The sequence below is a fragment of the Paraclostridium tenue genome (assembly GCF_039521565.1).
Classification (GTDB): domain Bacteria; phylum Bacillota; class Clostridia; order Peptostreptococcales; family Peptostreptococcaceae; genus Paraclostridium; species Paraclostridium tenue.
Genome location: NZ_BAAACP010000014.1, coordinates 1 through 16,886 on the forward strand (window position 1 = coordinate 1; position 16,886 = coordinate 16,886).

The window sequence follows — 16,886 nt, forward strand, 5'->3', positions numbered from 1 at the left end:
CTGTTCCCATTCCGAACACAGAAGTTAAGCTCTTTAGCGCCGATGGTACTTGGTGGGAAGCTGCCTGGGAGAGTAGGACGTAGCCGCGTAATCTTTTTTATTTTGTTATAATAAATTTAATAAACTAACTTGTATTTTAAAGAATGAAGTGTAAAATAAATATAAGAATATAACTTAATAAAATTTTAATGTAAAAGTCACTTTAATAAGTGGCTTTTATTTGTATAATAAAGTGTATTATTGAAAGGAGGAGCTTTAGTGTAATATTTACCTAAAGCTATAAAGATGGAAACACCTATTATAAATTCGTTAAGAAATTTAGTTGATGAAAACATAATATCATTTCATGTTCCAGGTCATAAAAAAGGGAATATTTATGATAAATTAGGATATGGAGATTTGTTTAAAAATTTATATAAACTAGATACAACAGAAGTACCTGGAACAGATAATTTACATTCACCTGAAGAATGTATAATGGAATCACTTAAAATAGCATCAGAGACATTTAAAAGCGATAAAACATATTATTTGATAAATGGATCAACTTGTGGAATTGAGGCAGCTATAATGGCTGTAACAAAGCCTAAAGAAAAGATTATAATGAATAGAGAATGTCACCAATCAGCTATAAATGCATGTATTGTTGGAGATATAAACCCTGTATATATAAAAGCAAATATAAATGATCATAGTAATACTTTAAATGGAGTTAAATTTGAACATGTAAAGACTGTTATAGATAGTAACTTGGATGCAAAAGCATTATTCTTGACGTATCCAACTTATTTTGGAAATATATGTGACCTAAAAAGCATTTGCGAGTATGCTCATAGTAAAGATATGATTGTAGTAGTAGATGAAGCTCATGGAGCTCATTTAGGATTAAGTGATAAACTACCAGATACTGCATTGAGTCAAGGTGCAGATTTAGTAATACAAAGTACACATAAGACATTGCCAGCATTTACACAGTCATCTATGATCCATATTAAGGGTAATAGAATAGATGAGAATAGATTATCTAATATGCTTAGAATAACACAATCATCAAGTCCATCTTATTTACTTATGGCATCTCTAGAGATTGCTGTAAATATTTACTTAAATAAAGGAAAAGATTTGATGGAGGAGTTACTTGGAAATATATCAGAATTTAAAAATGATATTTATAAACTTAAATATATTTCAACAGATGAATCTGACGATAAAACTAAGATATTTTTAAACACAAAAAAATTAGGAATAACAGGATATGATTTAGAAAAAATTTTAAGAGAAAAATATAAAATACAAGTTGAGTTAGCTAATTATTATGGAGTTTTACTTATATCGACTATAGGAAATACAAAAGAAGATTTTTCTAAATTAAAAGAGGCTTTATATGAGATTGATAAAAAGTATAAAGATGAATCTACATTAAGAAATATATATTATCCATTGAATATGCCTAAAAAAATATTAACTCCAAGAGAGGCATTTTACACTGATAAAAAAAATGTTAAAATAAATGATAGTATAGGCAAAATAGCTGGTGAATATATTATTCCATATCCACCTGGTATTAGTTTAGTATCTCCTGGAGAAGAGATTACGGAAGAAGTTATTGAATATATTATAGAATGTAGAGAAAAAGGTATGAATGTTAGCGGAGTTAAAGATTCTAATCTTGAATATATTCAAACTATAGACATAAAGCAAACTAAGTAGAAAGGAATTAACTTTTAAGCAAGGATATATAGTTTTAATAAATTTGCTTATATAGTGATAGGTGTAAAATATGAAAGGTAAGTTAATAATTATAGAGAGTGGCTCAGATGCTAGTGGAAAGGCTACTCAAACTAAAAAATTATATAATAAATTAATTGAAGATGGATATAATGTAAAAAAAGTGGAATATCCAAATTATAAATCAGAATCATCTGCTTTAGTAAAAATGTATTTGAATGGAGATTTTGGAAAAAATGCTGACGATGTTGATGCGTATGTAGCATCTACCTTTTTTGCAGCAGATAGATATGCATCTTTTAAAACTGAATGGGAGTCGTTTTATAATGAAGGTGGAATTATAATAGCGGATAGATACACTACATCTAATATGGTTCATCAAGCATCTAAAATGGATGAAAATGAAAGAGATAAATTTATTAATTGGTTATTTGATTATGAGTTTAATTTATATAAAATACCAAAACCAGATTGTGTAGTATTTTTAGATGTTCCTATAGAGTTTAGTAAAAGACTTATGGAAAATAGAAAAAATAAATTTACAGGTGATGATAAAAAAGATATACATGAAGGTGATATAGAGTATTTAACTAGATCTTATAATAATGCTTTATATATAGCGGATAAGTATGATTGGAAGAAAATTAACTGTATAGAAAATGAAAATTTAAGAAGTATAGACAGTATTCATGAAGAAATATACAAAATAGTTAAAGAAACTATAGATTCTATGGAGAAGTAAATATGTATTTTGATAAAATTATAGGTCAGAGTTTTGCAAAAAAATATTTATCAAATTCTATTAAAAAAGATAAGATAAATCATGCATATTTATTTGAGGGAATAGATGGAGTTGGAAAAAGTACATTTGCAAAAGAGTTTGCAAAGTACTTACTTAAAACAGAACATATTGAAAATAGCCCAGACTATATAAATATAGAACCTCAAGGTGCAAGTATAAAAATTGCTCAAATAAGAAATTTGCAAACAGATGTAATAATAAAACCACATGGTGATTATAAAATCTATGTAATAAATAATGCAGAAAAAATGACTATAGAGTCACAAAATGCATTATTAAAAACATTAGAAGAACCTCCTATATATGTAATAATAATACTTATAACTAATAATAAAAATTCTTTACTAGATACAATAAAATCTAGATGTGATATAGTCAAGTTTTTACCAATACCACTGGTGGAATTAAAAAGGTATTTAGAAGATAGAGGTATAGATGAAAAAAAATCTAGTATGTTATCAACTTTTTCAAGAGGAAGTATTAGTAAAGCATTGGAGTTATCTGAGTCATCAGACTTTATGATTATGAGAGAAGATATCCAAAATAATATACAAATAATGTTAGAAAAAAATGTAGTAGAAGTATTAGAGCTTCCTAATAAATATGATAAATATAAAGATAATATAATAGAAGTTTTAGATATAACTATAAATTATTTTAGGGATATAATGATGTTAAAAGAAAATATAGATAAAGATATGATTATAAATATAGATAAAATAACGTATTTGCAAAATATGAGTAAAAAAATTAACTATTCTCAAGTATCTAAGATTATTGATATAATAGAGGAGACTAAGAAAAAGTTAAGAAGCAATTGTAACTTTAATTTGAGTGTACAAGTAATGGCTTTAAATATATATGAGGTGATTAAATGATAAGAATAGTGGGTGTTAGATTCAAAAGTGCAGGGAAAATATATTATTTTGATCCTGTAGATTTTGAAATAGAGAAAACTATAGATGTAGTTGTAGAAACTGCAAGGGGATTAGAATACGGTAAGGTTGTTGTAGGACCTAAAGAATTAGATGAAAGTGAACTTGTATCACCTTTAAAGCCTATCGTTAGAATAGCGACTGAGGAAGATACTAAGATATATTTAGAGAATAAAGAAAAGGCAAAAGAAACTTTTGAAGTATGTCAACAAAAAATAAAAGAACATAATTTAACAATGTTTCTTATAGATTGTGAGTATACATTTGATAGAAATAAGTTAATATTCTACTTTACAGCAGAAGGAAGAATAGATTTTAGAGAGCTTGTAAAAGATTTAGCATCTATATTTAAGACAAGAATAGAATTAAGACAAATAGGTGTAAGAGATGAAGCTAAATCTATAGGAGGATTAGGGCCATGTGGAAGAAGCTTATGTTGTTCTTCGTGGTTAGGAGACTTCCAACCTGTTTCTATAAAAATGGCTAAAGACCAAAATTTATCACTTAATCCAACTAAAATTTCGGGTATATGCGGTAGATTATTCTGTTGTTTAAAATATGAACATGATGTATATAGTGAAGCATTAGAAAAAATGCCTACAGTAGGATCAGTAGTTCAAGTTCCAGATGGAAAAGGTAAAGTAATAGAAATTAATCCACTTTTAGAACAAGCTAAGGTAGAATTACAAGATAAAAATATCAAATTATACGAAGTAGAAGATATAAAGGTTTTACAAGAAGCAAGAAAGTGTGGAGGCTGTGGTTCAAGAGATGAAAAACTTGATGCAGAAACTCTAAGAGAGTTAAGAAAACTAGAAGATTAATATGGGGTAGGATAATTCCTACCCTTTAAATTATAGATTTTTTATAGCAAGGAGTAAATTTATGGACGTAAAGATAAAAGACACGGAAAGAATAGATGATATTCAATTAAAAGGACTGAGGTTAATACAAGATACAACAGGTTTTTGTTTTGGAGTAGATGCTGTATTACTTGCTAACTTTGCAAAGGTAAAAAGAGGAGCTAGTGTTGTAGATTTAGGAACAGGAACAGGTATAATACCAATACTTATAGCTGGAAAAAGTGAAGCTAAAGAAATAATAGGTGTTGAAATACAAGAAGAAGTATATGAGATGGCAACAAGATCTGTATTATTAAATGATTTACAAGATAGAGTAAAGATAGTTAATGGAGATATAAGAACTATAGATGAAACTTTAGAAGTTAATAAATTTGATGTAGTTACTTCAAATCCTCCATATATGCATGATAACGGAATTAAAAATCCTAATGATAAAAAAGCTATATCTAGACATGAAGTTAAATGCAACTTAGAAGATGTAATAAGATCTTCATCTAGATTACTAAAAGACTTAGGAAAATTTTATATGATTCATAGACCAACAAGACTAATAGAAATAATAACATTGGCAAGAAAATATAAATTAGAACCTAAACAAATTCAATTTATACACCCAAAACAAGGAAAAGCTCCTAATATAATGTTAGTTCAATTTACTAAAGGTGGAAGACCGGATTTAAAAATATTAGACCCACTATATGTTTATGATGAAGATGGGCAATACACTAAAGCAATCAATGATATATACGCAAATGAGGATATAGGAGAGAAGTAAATGAGTGGAAAATTATATGTATGTGGAACTCCAATAGGAAACTTAGAAGATATAACATATAGGACTTTAAGAGTGTTAAATGAAGTTGATTTAATAGCAGCAGAAGATACTAGACATAGTATTAAACTTTTAAATCATTTTGAGATATCTAAGCCACTAACAAGTTATCATGAACACAACAAGGATAATAAAGGTGAATATCTAATAAATAAATTATTAAGTGGAGAAAATATAGCATTAATAAGTGATGCAGGAATGCCTGGTATATCAGATCCAGGAGAGGAAATAATAAAACAAGCTATAGAAAATGATGTAGAAGTAGTTGTTTTACCTGGAGCTACAGCTTCAATAACAGCTTTAATAGGTTCAGGTCTTGAAACAGGTAAATTTGCATTTGAAGGATTTTTAGATAGAGACAAAAAAAGAAGAAGAGAACAATTAGAAGAACTAAAACATGAAAAAAGAACTATAATATTTTATGAATCACCACACAGATTAAAAGATACATTAAAAGATATGCTTAAAATATTAGGAAACAGAAATATTGCTATAAATAGAGAATTAACTAAGAAGTATCAAGAAGTAATAAGAAATGATATACAGGGATGTATAGATATATTCAATGAAAGAGAAGTAAAAGGTGAATTTGTACTTATAGTTGAAGGATTTAAGGGTGAAATAGAAAAAACTTGTGAATATGATAATCTAAATGATAGAGAATATGTAATAAAGCTTATGGAAGAGGGCACAACTAAAAAAGATGCAATTAAAGTTGTATGTAAAGAAAGAAAACTTAAAAAAGATATAGTATATAAACAAGTTTTAGATTTATAAAATAGAGGTGATAAAACATGACATTAGTTAAGAAGCTAATGGATTGTATAAAAAGTGAAAATAGTTGTAATCATCTAAGAGATATGGATAAATTAGGTGAATTAGAACAAGTACTTCCTATTATATCGAAGATGAAAACTGTTGGTGAATGTAAATTTCACGTTATAAATTGTTTTGAACATTCAATACTAGCATTAGAACTTTTAGAAGAAATAATACAAGAAGAATCATTTTTCGATACACATATAAGATCTAAAGTATTTGAAAATTTAAATGAAAAATTAGATGATGGAATTAGGAAAAAAGAACTTATAAAATTAGGTATATTTTTGCACGATATGGGGAAACCATTAGCTCAAACTATTGATGATAATGGTAGAGTTCACTTTAAAAAACATGAAGTTATAGGTGCAAATGAAATTTTTGAAATAGGTAAAAATTTAAGGTTAAGTGAAAAAAATATAAATATCTTATATAAATATGTAAGATACCATATGACATTACTTGAGTTTTATAAAAATAATAGTATGGGTAAAGATGATTTATTTAATGTATTTGACATATTAAAAAATGAGAGTATAGATATTTTTCTTATAGGCTATGCTGATATAGTGTCTACTAGAAAGCTAATAAGACCTAATGAAGACACTGGAGTTATAAAATCATATATGACTTATGGAATAACAAATTACTTATATAGATATAATAGAATTTAAGTAAAATTTTTTAAAATTTAAATATAGACAATTTTAAGAAATTTGTATATTATAAGAGTGTATTAACAATTTAAGGTTAATACACTTTTATTGTATTTATATTTAAAGCCTTTGGGAAGCAAAGGTTTAATTAATAATTTCATGGAAAACGATTTTACAAAAGGTGACTTAAATTTGGGGGAGGATAAAACATGAGAAAAAACATATCAAATAAATTAAAGTCGATTCAGCCATCAGTAACTTTAGCTATAACTGCCAAAGCTAAGAGTTTAAAGGCTCAGGGGATAGACATAATAGGATTTGGGGCTGGGGAACCAGATTTTAGAACTCCTAAGCATATAAGAGATGCAGCAATAAATGCTATAGAAAATGAAAGCATAGGATATACAGCAGCTTCAGGAATGGAAAGTTTAAAAAAAGCTATATGTGATAAATTAAAAAGAGATAACAAATTAGAATATACACAAGATCAAATAGTTGTATCAAATGGAGCTAAACATTCTTTATTTAATACTTTATCAGCAATATGTAGTCCAGGGGATGAAGTAATAGTACCTAATCCATATTGGGTAAGCTATCCAGAATTAGTTAGACTTGTAGATGCAAACCCTGTATTTGTTGAGTGTCCAGAAGAAGCTGAGTTTAAATATACTATTGAAGCTTTAGAAGCTGCTATAACAGATAAAACTAAAGCTATAATATTAAATACACCAAATAACCCAACAGGTACTGCTTATAAAGAAGATGATTTAAGATCAATAGCTGATTTAGCTGTTAAACATAATATATATATAATATCAGATGAAATATATGAAAAATTATTATATGAAGGAACTCATACAAGTATAGCTTCATTCAATGAAGACATAAAAGATTTAACTATAGTAGTAAATGGAGTAGCAAAAGCTTATGCTATGACGGGATGGAGAATAGGATACACTGCATGTAATAAGGAAATAGCTAAGGCTATGTCTAATTTCCAAAGTCATGCTACATCAAATCCTAATACTATAGCTCAATATGCAACTATAGAAGCACTTAATGGTCCAGAAGAAACTTTAAATGAAATGATTAAAGCATTTAAAGAAAGAAGAGATTTTATGGTTGAAAAGATAAATTCTATAGAAAACTTATCTTGCTTAAAGCCACAAGGAGCTTTCTACGTAATGGTAAACATAAGCAAATTAATAGGTAAAACTATAAATGGAAAAGTTATAAATAATTCAATAGATTTTGCAGATTACTTATTAGATGATGCAAAAGTAGCAGTTGTACCAGGAATAGGATTTGGAAATGATAACTACATAAGACTTTCTTATGCAACTTCATTAGATAATATAAAAGAAGGATTAGATAGAATAGAAAAAGCTATAGCTTTATAATATAAAAAGGGTATCTCAAAATTGAGATACCCTTTTTATATTATAAGTCATAATTTAAATAAGTTACATAAAATGACAAAATAAATAATTTAGTAGAAGTAAATGTAATTATAAAGTATAATTATTTATATTGTTTAGAAATTGAAATATGGGGGAAGATATGTTGAAAAAAGGAGTAATTGCTATAGCTATTGCAGTATTTGTATTTCAGATTTATAGCTTGATAGCATCTAAAGAAAAAGATACTTATGCAGATGAACAAAAAACACAAGTTCATGAAGTTAAAGAAGAAAAACCAAAGCACAATATAAGTGATTATGTAGAAGGAGAAAAACCTTTATATATAGATGGTATATTAGTAGTAAATAAAGATTATGGACTTCCTAAAGACTATGCTCCTGAAAGCGGGCGAGAGGACACAGAAGCAATGAAAGCTTTTAAGGAAATGAAAGCAGCAGCAAAAAAAGATGGGATTATAATAAATATTAGAAGCGGTTATAGAAGTTATAATACTCAAGTACAGTTATATAATAATTATGTGAAAAAAGATGGAAAAGCAGAAGCAGATAGATACTCTGCTAGACCTGGATTTAGTGAACATCAAACTGGATTAGTATTAGATATAACTACAGGCAATACATCAAGACCAATAGGTCCATGGTTTGATAATACACCACAAGCTAAATGGTTGTATGAAAATGCATATAAATATGGTTTTATACTTAGATATCCTGAAGGAAAAGAAGATATCACAGGATATATGTATGAATCATGGCATTATAGATATATAGGAAAAAAAGATAGTCAACATTTTAATATGAATAATTTAACCCTAGAAGAATATTTGGGATTAAAATAAAAAGGATGCTTTTAGCATCCTTTTTATTTTAATTGATTTTACAATATTGATTTAGACTCTATTATTGTTGATAAGATAACTGATGTTTTAGTTCTACCTACTTGTTTTATTTTATCAATGACTTTCTCAAGTTCATACATATCTTTAACTATTACTTTTAAAAGTAAACAGTCTTCACCAGTTATATGATGACATTCTACAATACGATTATCATCCTTAGCATATTCTATGAAATTGCTGTAATTTTCACTAGGTAAAGATATATTTATAAAAGATTTAATTACTCTACCTAACTTATCTGGATTTACTATAGCTTTATAACCTTGTATAATTCCAGACTCTTCAAGTCTTTTAACTCTTTCAGATACAGCTGGGGAAGTTAAACCAACTATTTTACCTAAATCTTTCATAGAAATTCTACCATCTTCTTGCAATATTTCTATAATTTTGTAGTCTGTTATATCCATGTTTGGACCCCCTTTAATTTATACTGATTTAAATATTTTTTTTAGTATTTAACATGGAATTTTTTAGGTTCCAAAGTTTTTCTGATAAGTCAACTTTATAAGTTTGAGGATATATTAATCTTTTATATTCTCTCCATAAAGTATTTAATTCATTTTTAGTATATTCTTTTATTTCTAATACAGATCTATGTTTATAAGTACATTTTCCTTCAATAAATAAAGGTTGTAATAATTCTCTAATTGTATAGTTTTTAAATATTTTCTTTTTCCAAGTATATACTGGATGGAATATAGTAAGAGGCTCAGTTGTATCTATAACTTCATTTTCAAGCATTACTAAATCAGCTTCAGCTTTTCCTTGTGTATTATATATTCTAACCACTTTTTTATATCCTGGGTTAGTTATTTTTTCTGGATCTTCAGAAATTTTAATTTTAGGTTCAAAACTACCGTCTTTATATGAAGCAACAAGTTTATAAACTCCTCCAAGTGAAGGTGAATCAGATGATGTTATTAATTTTGTTCCAACTCCCCAGGAATTAATAGGAGAACCTGAAGATTTTAATTCAGAAATAGTATGTTCATCTAAATCATTAGATGCTGTTATTTTTACATTATCAAAACCTTCTGCATCTAATAGTTTTTTACATTCTTTAGATAAATAATCTAAATCTCCTGAATCGAGTCTTATACCCATTGGTTCAAATCCTTTTTTTCTTAAATCTTTAAACACTTTTATAGCATTAGGTACACCACTATTTAAAACATCATAAGTATCTACTAATAAAAGACATTTATCTGGATAAATATTAGCATAAGCTTCAAAAGCTTCTAATTCCGAATCAAATTTTTGTACCCAACTGTGGGCGTGAGTTCCTACTATAGGTATATTAAACATTTTCCCCGCAAGTACATTTGCAGTAGCGCTACATCCCCCAATTATAGCCGCTCTTGCACCATAAATACCAGCATCAGGACCTTGAGCACGTCTTAGACCAAATTCTAACACAGAATCATCTTTAGCTGCAAAACAAACTCTAGAAGCTTTAGTAGCAATTAATGATTGAAAATTAATAATTGTAAGTAGCGCAGTTTCAATAAGTTGAGCTTGATAAAGAGGCGCTTTTATCCTTATTATAGGTTCATTTGGAAACATAACAGTACCCTCAGGAACTGCATAAATATCTCCCGTAAATTTAAAGTCTTTTAAGAAGTTTAAAAATTTTTCTGAGAATAAGTTTAAACTCCTAAGATAGTCTAAATCGCTATCTGAAAAATTAAGGTTATTTATGTATTCAACAAGTTGATCTATACCACAAACTATAGTATACCCACCTTTGCAAGCGTTTTTCCTAAAGAACATATCAAATACAACAATATCATTATGGACATTATTCTCAAAATATCCATTAATCATAGTGAGTTGATATAAATCAGTAAGAAGTGTTAAATTTTTCATTATATATCTCCTTATTACCCTAAAAATATAAATAAATTAGATAATTATACTTAATCATAATATAGAATAAGTTTCAAGTATAATCTCATAACTTAATATCATAAAATTGATAAGAGGGGGGATTTATATAACAAAGATATGGTTTTGGATGATATTTATTGGGATAGTTGGAAGCATATTCACTAATAATTTAGGTCAATTAAATGATGTAATATTAAGTGAAGCATCTAGAGGGATTGAATTTGCAGTTAGCTTAGCTGGAATAATGGCTTTGTGGATGGGGATTATGAATATAGCAAAAGATTCTGGATTGATAAATAAAATAGGTGATATGTTATATCCAATTTTAAAAAAATTATTTCCATCTGTACCTAAAGGGCATAAAGCTATGTCATATATAGTAATGAATATAGTTTTAAATATGTTAGGTGCTGGAAATGGAGCAACTGCTTTTGGACTTAAAGCTATGAATGAATTGCAAACACTAAATAATAAAAAAGACACAGCTACAAACGATATGATTATGTTTTTAGTAATAAATATTTCTTCTATACAGATTATTCCATTTACTATGATAAAACTAAGATTAGATGGAGGCGCTGCTAATCCAAGTGAAATAATACCTACTACTTTATTTGCAACACTTATTTCTACAGTAGTTGCTATTACAACTTGTAAAGTGTTTCAAAAAGGGAGGTATAGATGATGTTAAATATATTTTCTAACTCAATAATACCTGTAATAATTTTAATTATAGTAGTTCATGGAAAAATAAAAGGTGTAGATATATATGATAGCTTTGTCAAAGGTGCAATTGATGGCTTAAAAGCTACCTGGGGTATATTACCGTACATAATCGGAATATTTTTAGCAATAGGGATATTTAAAAGTGGAAAAGGTATAGATATGTTGGAATTTATATTTAAACCTATAACTGATTTACTTAGCATACCTAAAGAGTTAATAGGTCTTATAGTTATAAAGCCATTATCAGGAAGTGGAGCTTTAGGTATGTATAATGAACTTGCAACTAGGGTTGGAATGGGTACAATAATTGAAAAGATGGGGGCAACTATAGTAGGTGCTTCAGAAACCATATTTTATACTATGGCAATATACTTTGGAAGTTTAAAAATTAAAAATACTAGACATACTTTAACTTGTTCTATGATTAGTCATATTGCGGGAGTAGTAGCTGCTGTATTTATATGTTACATATTATTTAGTTAAAATTATTTTAAGAATATAAAAATTAAATAATTCTTTTATAAAGTTATATAAAAGCAAGTAATATAGCAAAATAAGATTGACATAATGTAGTAAATTTAATAAAATTAAGCTTAATAAGTTAATATAAAAATATTCACAAAAATGGTGAATAAAACATAATATTTATGTAAATTATATAAACAATTAAGCTATGAAAAGATGAGTAAGTAACAATTTTTTCTACAGAGAGCTAGGGTAGGTGAAAGCTAGTGTTAAAAGAATTACTGAATATGGTCTTGGAGCTATTTTATCCGAATAATAGACTAAGTCTATTTTTAAGATAGAACGGTTAGACTCGTTAACGTCTTCTAAGATATCTATAAAATAATTATAGATAATTAGGGTGGTACCGCGAATATAACCTCGCCCCTATGATATTACATAGGTGGCGAGTTTTTTATTTATAGAGAAAACATAAATTTGAGGAGGAAATATATATGACAAAACCTACTTTTTACGTTACAACTCCTATATATTACCCAAGTGGTAACCTACATATAGGACATACTTATACAACTGTTGCAGCAGATGCTATAGCAAGATTTAAGCGTTTCTGTGGATATGATGTAAAGTTTTTAACAGGAACTGACGAACACGGAGAAAAGATACAAAAAACTGCTAAAGAAAAAGGAATGACAGAAATAGAGTATCTTGATGGAATGATAGCTGACATACAAAAACTATGGAAGACTATGGATATATCTTATGATGATTTCATAAGAACAACTCAAGAAAGACATGAATTTATAATACAAAAAATATTTACTAAGTTATATGAACAAGGTGATATATACAAAGGTTCTTATGAAGGAAGATATTGTACTCCATGTGAGAGTTTCTGGACAGAATCTCAATTATTAGAAGGAAATAAATGTCCTGACTGTGGAAGAGATACTTATATAGCTAAAGAGGAAGCATACTTCTTTAAATTATCAAAATATGAAGATAAATTAAGAGAATTATTTGCTGATTCAAACTTCTGTTTCCCAGTATCTAGAAAGAATGAAATGGTTGCAAACTTCTTAGATAAAGGATTAGAAGATTTATGTGTAACTAGAACTACATTTGACTGGGGAATAAAAGTTCCTTTCGATGAGAAACACGTTATATATGTTTGGGTAGATGCTTTATGTAACTATATAACAGCATTAGGATACATGAGTGAAGATGATTCTGAGTTTAAAAAATACTGGCCAGCAAATGTTCATATAGTTGGTAAAGAAATAATGAGATTCCATACAATAATATGGCCAGCTATACTTATGGCTTTAGGTGAAGAAATGCCTACACAAGTATATGGACATGGATGGATATTATTTGATAATGATAAAATGAGTAAATCAAAAGGAAATATAGTTTACCCAGAGCAAATGATAGAAAGATATGGAGTTGATGCTCTTAAATACTTCTTATTAAGAGAATTTGCATTCGGTCAAGATGGTAACTATACTCATAGAAACTTTGTAACAAGACTTAATTCAGACTTAGCAAATGATTTAGGAAACTTAGTAAGTAGAACTGTTTCCATGGTTGAAAAATACAATGATGGAATAATACCAATGCCAAAAGTAAGTACTGAATTTGATGCTAGTTTAAAAGAAACTGCTAAAACTTCAGTAGAGAACTTTGAAATAGAAATGAATAAGTTACAATTTAATGAAGCATTAGAATCAGCTTGGAAGTTAATAAGAAGAACTAACAAGTATATAGATGAAACTATGCCTTGGGCGTTAGCTAAAGATGAAGCTAAGAAAGATGAGTTAGATGCAGTTTTATATAACTTATGTGAATCTATAAGAATAGTAGCTACTCTTATAAATCCAATGATGAACGATACTGCTAAGAAAATATATGCTCAATTAGGTATAACAGATGAAAACTTAATGACTTGGGAAAGTACTAAAACTTTTGGATTAATAAAAGAAAATACAAAAGTTGAAAAAGGAAATGCATTATTCCCAAGATTAGATATAGAAAAAGAAGTAGAAGAATTACAAGAATTATTTGCTGAAAAGAAAGAAGAACAAGAAGCTCCATTAGAGCATAAGCCTGAAATATCTATAGATGATTTAGATAAGATAGAGCTTAGAATAGGTAAAATAGTAAAATGTGAAAAGCATCCTAAAGCAGATAGACTATTAGTATCACAAGTTAAGATAGGACCAGAAACAAGACAAATAGTATCTGGAATAGCTAAGTGGTATAAGCCAGAAGATTTAATAGGAAAAGAAGTTACAGTTGTATGTAACTTAAAACCTGTAAAACTAAGAGGTGTTGAATCTCAAGGTATGATATTAGCTGCAGGTGATGACGGTGATGATTTAGTATTACCATTAACAGAAGGTGCTAAAGACGGTTGCGAAGTTAGATAAGGAGATGACGAAATGTTATTTGACTCACATGCACATTTAAATGATGAAAGATTTGATGAAGATAGAGAAGAATTAATTAATTCACTAAAAGCTAAAGGTGTAGACTTAGTACTAAATCCTGGAGCTTGTATAGAAACTTCTAAAAGTAGTGTAGATTTAGCTAATAAATATGATTTTATATATGCAGCAGTTGGAGTTCATCCTCACGATGTAGGTGAAATGACTGAAGAGGATATAGAAACTTTAAGAAAACTTGCATTAGAAAATGAAAAAGTAAAAGCTATAGGAGAAATAGGATTAGATTATTACTATGACAACTCTCCTAGAGAAATTCAAAAAAAATGGTTTAAAAGACAAATAGAATTAGCTAATGAACTAAAATTACCTATAATAATTCATGATAGAGATGCTCATGGCGATACATTTGAAATAATAAAAAACACTAAAAGTCCTGAAATAGGATGTGTGCTTCACTGCTATAGTGGAAATGTAGAACTAGCTAAAGAGTATGTAAAAATGGGTTGTTATATATCTATACCAGGTACAGTAACATTTAAAAATAATAAAAAAACTAGAGAAGTAGCTAAGGAAATACCACTTGAGTATTTACTTATAGAAACTGATTCTCCATATATGGCTCCAGAGCCACATAGAGGAAAAAGAAATGATCCTTCTTTAGTTCAATTTGTAGCTGATAAAATAGCTCAAGAAAAAGGAATTTCCTATGAACAAGTTTGTAAAGCTACAAAAGAAAATGCAAAGAGATTTTTCAATATAAAGTAACATAAATAATGGGGCTATCTCAAAATAGAGATAAGCCCCTATTTTGCGAAATAGACATTTATTTTAGCTATAACCGAATTTGTAGCCTTGATAAAATTTAGTATAAAGCTTAAAATATAAAGATATTAAGTAAAATGAACGAAAAAGGTGATTAGATGATAAAGGAAATAATAGTAGTAGAAGGAAGAGATGATGTAACGGCTGTAAAAAGAGCAGTGGATGCTGAACTTATAACTACAGGTGGGTTTGGATTTCCTAAGGGAGTTATGGAAAGAATAAAATCAGCACAAGAAAGAAGAGGAGTTATAATCTTTACAGATCCAGACTTTGCAGGTGAAAAAATAAGAAAAAAAATAGCTGCAGAAGTTCCTGGATGTAAACATGCATTTTTACCAAGAGAAGAAGCAAAGAAAAATGGAGATATAGGTATAGAGAATGCTACTCCAGAAAGTATAAGAAAAGCACTTGAGAAAGTAAGAACAGAAAGTACTGATAAAAGAGATGAATTCGGACAAGTAGATTTAATAAGAAATGGACTTATAGGAAATGATGATGCATCTCACAGAAGAGATAAGTTAGGAATGATATTAGGTATAGGTTACGGAAATGCAAAACAATTTTTAAATAGATTAAATAATTATGGAGTTAGTAGAGAAGAGTTTGAAAAAGCTTTAGAAACTTTATAATAATATAAATAAAGGAGATAAAATATGGATAGACTTTCGTCACATAGAAAAACTAAAGAAGTAGTAGATAAGCATGGATTTAAGTTTTCTAAATCATTAGGACAAAACTTTTTAATAGATGACAATGTAATAGATAGAATATTAGATGGAGCAAGACTTTCAAAAGGAGATAAAATAATAGAGGTAGGTCCTGGTATAGGTACACTTACTCGTGAGATGGGTAAAGTTGCAGATAAGGTTGTAGCTATAGAAATTGATAAAACATTAATACCAATACTTAAAGATACTCTAGATGAATTTGATAATATAGAGGTCGTAAATCAAGATATATTAAAAGTTAATGTAGAAGAGTTAGTAAAAGAGAAGTTAAGTGGAGGACCAGTTAAGTTAGTAGCAAATCTTCCATACTATATAACAACTCCTATAGTTATGAAATTCTTAGAAGAAGATATACCAGTAACAGATATAGTTGTTATGGTTCAAAAGGAAGTTGCTGATAGAATGAATGCAAATCCTGGAACTAAAGATTATGGAGCATTATCAGTAGCTGTTCAATATTACTGTAATACAGAAACAGTAGCAAAAGCTCCAAGACATATGTTTATACCACAACCAAATGTTGATTCTACAGTAATTGGACTTCATGTAAGAGAAGAAAGAAAATACAATGTAGATAATGAAGATATATTCTTTAAAACTGTTAAAGCTGCATTTGGGCAAAGAAGAAAAACTTTACTAAATGCATTAGGGACATTAGGATTTTTAAATAAAGATGAAATAAGAGAAGTTTTAAGTGAAGCTAATATAGATGAAAAAAGAAGAGGAGAAACTCTTACAATAGAAGAGTTTGCAAATCTTTCAAACTGTGTTAATAAAAAAGTACCTTCTAAATAGAAGGTACTTTTTTGCATGTCCAAACATATAATGTTTAGAGGGACTTATATTTTATAGGGGGG

17 protein-coding genes, 1 rRNA gene and 1 other annotated feature are annotated in these 16,886 nt (G+C 28.2%); of the genes, 16 read left to right on the top strand and 2 right to left on the bottom strand.

Annotation, left to right across the window (positions count from 1 at the left end; all coding sequences use genetic code 11):
* From rrf to ABFX13_RS11090, 10 genes are all read left to right on the top strand, one after another.
* Positions 1 to 89 (top strand): 5S ribosomal RNA (rrf, locus tag ABFX13_RS11045); the annotation flags it as partial.
* Positions 90 to 285: 196 nt separating this feature from the next.
* The gene (locus ABFX13_RS11050; RefSeq protein ID WP_346045933.1) at positions 286 to 1,710 is read left to right on the top strand and encodes an aminotransferase class I/II-fold pyridoxal phosphate-dependent enzyme; all 1,425 of its coding nucleotides are present in this window, start codon (positions 286 to 288) and stop codon (positions 1,708 to 1,710) included.
* Positions 1,711 to 1,780: 70 nt separating this feature from the next.
* Complete coding sequence (locus ABFX13_RS11055) at positions 1,781 to 2,470, top strand: dTMP kinase (RefSeq protein WP_346045935.1); 690 nt, start codon at positions 1,781 to 1,783, stop codon at positions 2,468 to 2,470.
* Positions 2,471 to 2,472: 2 nt separating this feature from the next.
* Positions 2,473 to 3,408: a DNA polymerase III subunit gene (locus ABFX13_RS11060; protein WP_346045937.1), complete on the top strand. Its 936-nt coding sequence runs from the start codon at positions 2,473 to 2,475 to the stop codon at positions 3,406 to 3,408.
* On the top strand, positions 3,405 to 4,289 hold the full coding sequence (locus ABFX13_RS11065) for a PSP1 domain-containing protein (RefSeq protein WP_346045939.1): 885 nt from the start codon (positions 3,405 to 3,407) through the stop codon (positions 4,287 to 4,289). Before ABFX13_RS11060 ends, ABFX13_RS11065 begins: the two co-directional genes overlap by 4 nt.
* A gap of 61 nt (positions 4,290 to 4,350) precedes the next feature.
* Positions 4,351 to 5,103 carry a tRNA1(Val) (adenine(37)-N6)-methyltransferase gene (locus tag ABFX13_RS11070; protein ID WP_346045941.1) on the top strand — a complete coding sequence of 251 codons (753 nt, stop codon included), beginning with the start codon at positions 4,351 to 4,353 and terminating at the stop codon, positions 5,101 to 5,103.
* Positions 5,104 to 5,937, top strand: coding sequence for a 16S rRNA (cytidine(1402)-2'-O)-methyltransferase (rsmI, locus tag ABFX13_RS11075; protein ID WP_346045943.1), 834 nt, complete (start codon positions 5,104 to 5,106; stop codon positions 5,935 to 5,937).
* Between the two features lie 17 nt (positions 5,938 to 5,954).
* On the top strand, positions 5,955 to 6,653 hold the full coding sequence (locus tag ABFX13_RS11080; protein ID WP_346045946.1) for an HD domain-containing protein: 699 nt from the start codon (positions 5,955 to 5,957) through the stop codon (positions 6,651 to 6,653).
* A 191-nt stretch (positions 6,654 to 6,844) separates the two neighbouring features.
* On the top strand, positions 6,845 to 8,035 hold the full coding sequence (locus tag ABFX13_RS11085; RefSeq protein ID WP_346045948.1) for a pyridoxal phosphate-dependent aminotransferase: 1,191 nt from the start codon (positions 6,845 to 6,847) through the stop codon (positions 8,033 to 8,035).
* A gap of 160 nt (positions 8,036 to 8,195) precedes the next feature.
* Positions 8,196 to 8,894 carry a M15 family metallopeptidase gene (locus ABFX13_RS11090; protein WP_346045950.1) on the top strand — a complete coding sequence of 233 codons (699 nt, stop codon included), beginning with the start codon at positions 8,196 to 8,198 and terminating at the stop codon, positions 8,892 to 8,894.
* Positions 8,895 to 8,932: 38 nt separating this feature from the next.
* Here the strand turns inward: ABFX13_RS11090 and ABFX13_RS11095 are convergent, their stop codons facing one another.
* Together ABFX13_RS11095 and ABFX13_RS11100 are read right to left on the bottom strand one after the other, a co-directional pair.
* The gene (locus ABFX13_RS11095) at positions 8,933 to 9,361 is read right to left on the bottom strand and encodes an Lrp/AsnC family transcriptional regulator (RefSeq protein ID WP_346045952.1); all 429 of its coding nucleotides are present in this window, start codon (positions 9,359 to 9,361) and stop codon (positions 8,933 to 8,935) included.
* Between the two features lie 28 nt (positions 9,362 to 9,389).
* Complete coding sequence (locus tag ABFX13_RS11100; RefSeq protein WP_346045954.1) at positions 9,390 to 10,820, bottom strand: nicotinate phosphoribosyltransferase; 1,431 nt, start codon at positions 10,818 to 10,820, stop codon at positions 9,390 to 9,392.
* 148 nt (positions 10,821 to 10,968) lie between these two features.
* On the opposite strand from ABFX13_RS11100, the gene ABFX13_RS11105 reads away from it, so the two are divergent.
* The 6 genes from ABFX13_RS11105 (at position 10,969) to rsmA (ending at position 16,824) form a co-directional block, all read left to right on the top strand.
* Positions 10,969 to 11,526: a nucleoside recognition domain-containing protein gene (locus tag ABFX13_RS11105; RefSeq protein ID WP_346045956.1), complete on the top strand. Its 558-nt coding sequence runs from the start codon at positions 10,969 to 10,971 to the stop codon at positions 11,524 to 11,526.
* Positions 11,526 to 12,050, top strand: coding sequence for a spore maturation protein (locus ABFX13_RS11110; RefSeq protein WP_147547798.1), 525 nt, complete (start codon positions 11,526 to 11,528; stop codon positions 12,048 to 12,050). Before ABFX13_RS11105 ends, ABFX13_RS11110 begins: the two co-directional genes overlap by 1 nt.
* Positions 12,051 to 12,231: 181 nt before the next feature.
* Positions 12,232 to 12,463: a binding site (T-box leader), on the top strand.
* Between the two features lie 63 nt (positions 12,464 to 12,526).
* Complete coding sequence (gene metG / locus ABFX13_RS11115; RefSeq protein WP_346045958.1) at positions 12,527 to 14,461, top strand: methionine--tRNA ligase; 1,935 nt, start codon at positions 12,527 to 12,529, stop codon at positions 14,459 to 14,461.
* Between the two features lie 12 nt (positions 14,462 to 14,473).
* Positions 14,474 to 15,244, top strand: coding sequence for a TatD family hydrolase (locus tag ABFX13_RS11120; protein ID WP_187006788.1), 771 nt, complete (start codon positions 14,474 to 14,476; stop codon positions 15,242 to 15,244).
* Between the two features lie 155 nt (positions 15,245 to 15,399).
* Positions 15,400 to 15,930, top strand: a complete 531-nt coding sequence (gene rnmV, locus ABFX13_RS11125) for a ribonuclease M5 (protein WP_147547792.1) — start codon at positions 15,400 to 15,402, stop codon at positions 15,928 to 15,930.
* A gap of 24 nt (positions 15,931 to 15,954) precedes the next feature.
* On the top strand, positions 15,955 to 16,824 hold the full coding sequence (gene rsmA / locus ABFX13_RS11130; protein WP_346045961.1) for a 16S rRNA (adenine(1518)-N(6)/adenine(1519)-N(6))-dimethyltransferase RsmA: 870 nt from the start codon (positions 15,955 to 15,957) through the stop codon (positions 16,822 to 16,824).
* The last annotated feature ends 62 nt before the right edge of the window (positions 16,825 to 16,886 follow it).

Bases quoted from the DNA above. Each gene is read 5' to 3' on its own strand.
- ABFX13_RS11050 (WP_346045933.1), top strand. From the start codon at position 286: ATGGAAACACCTATTATAAATTCGTTAAGAAATTTAGTTGATGAAAAC.
- ABFX13_RS11055 (WP_346045935.1), top strand. From the start codon at position 1,781: ATGAAAGGTAAGTTAATAATTATAGAGAGTGGCTCAGATGCTAGTGGA.
- ABFX13_RS11060 (WP_346045937.1), top strand. From the start codon at position 2,473: ATGTATTTTGATAAAATTATAGGTCAGAGTTTTGCAAAAAAATATTTA.
- ABFX13_RS11065 (WP_346045939.1), top strand. From the start codon at position 3,405: ATGATAAGAATAGTGGGTGTTAGATTCAAAAGTGCAGGGAAAATATAT.
- ABFX13_RS11070 (WP_346045941.1), top strand. From the start codon at position 4,351: ATGGACGTAAAGATAAAAGACACGGAAAGAATAGATGATATTCAATTA.
- rsmI (WP_346045943.1), top strand. From the start codon at position 5,104: ATGAGTGGAAAATTATATGTATGTGGAACTCCAATAGGAAACTTAGAA.
- ABFX13_RS11080 (WP_346045946.1), top strand. From the start codon at position 5,955: ATGACATTAGTTAAGAAGCTAATGGATTGTATAAAAAGTGAAAATAGT.
- ABFX13_RS11085 (WP_346045948.1), top strand. From the start codon at position 6,845: ATGAGAAAAAACATATCAAATAAATTAAAGTCGATTCAGCCATCAGTA.
- ABFX13_RS11090 (WP_346045950.1), top strand. From the start codon at position 8,196: ATGTTGAAAAAAGGAGTAATTGCTATAGCTATTGCAGTATTTGTATTT.
- ABFX13_RS11095 (WP_346045952.1), bottom strand. From the start codon at position 9,361: ATGGATATAACAGACTACAAAATTATAGAAATATTGCAAGAAGATGGT.
- ABFX13_RS11100 (WP_346045954.1), bottom strand. From the start codon at position 10,820: ATGAAAAATTTAACACTTCTTACTGATTTATATCAACTCACTATGATT.
- ABFX13_RS11105 (WP_346045956.1), top strand. From the start codon at position 10,969: ATGATATTTATTGGGATAGTTGGAAGCATATTCACTAATAATTTAGGT.
- ABFX13_RS11110 (WP_147547798.1), top strand. From the start codon at position 11,526: ATGTTAAATATATTTTCTAACTCAATAATACCTGTAATAATTTTAATT.
- metG (WP_346045958.1), top strand. From the start codon at position 12,527: ATGACAAAACCTACTTTTTACGTTACAACTCCTATATATTACCCAAGT.
- ABFX13_RS11120 (WP_187006788.1), top strand. From the start codon at position 14,474: ATGTTATTTGACTCACATGCACATTTAAATGATGAAAGATTTGATGAA.
- rnmV (WP_147547792.1), top strand. From the start codon at position 15,400: ATGATAAAGGAAATAATAGTAGTAGAAGGAAGAGATGATGTAACGGCT.
- rsmA (WP_346045961.1), top strand. From the start codon at position 15,955: ATGGATAGACTTTCGTCACATAGAAAAACTAAAGAAGTAGTAGATAAG.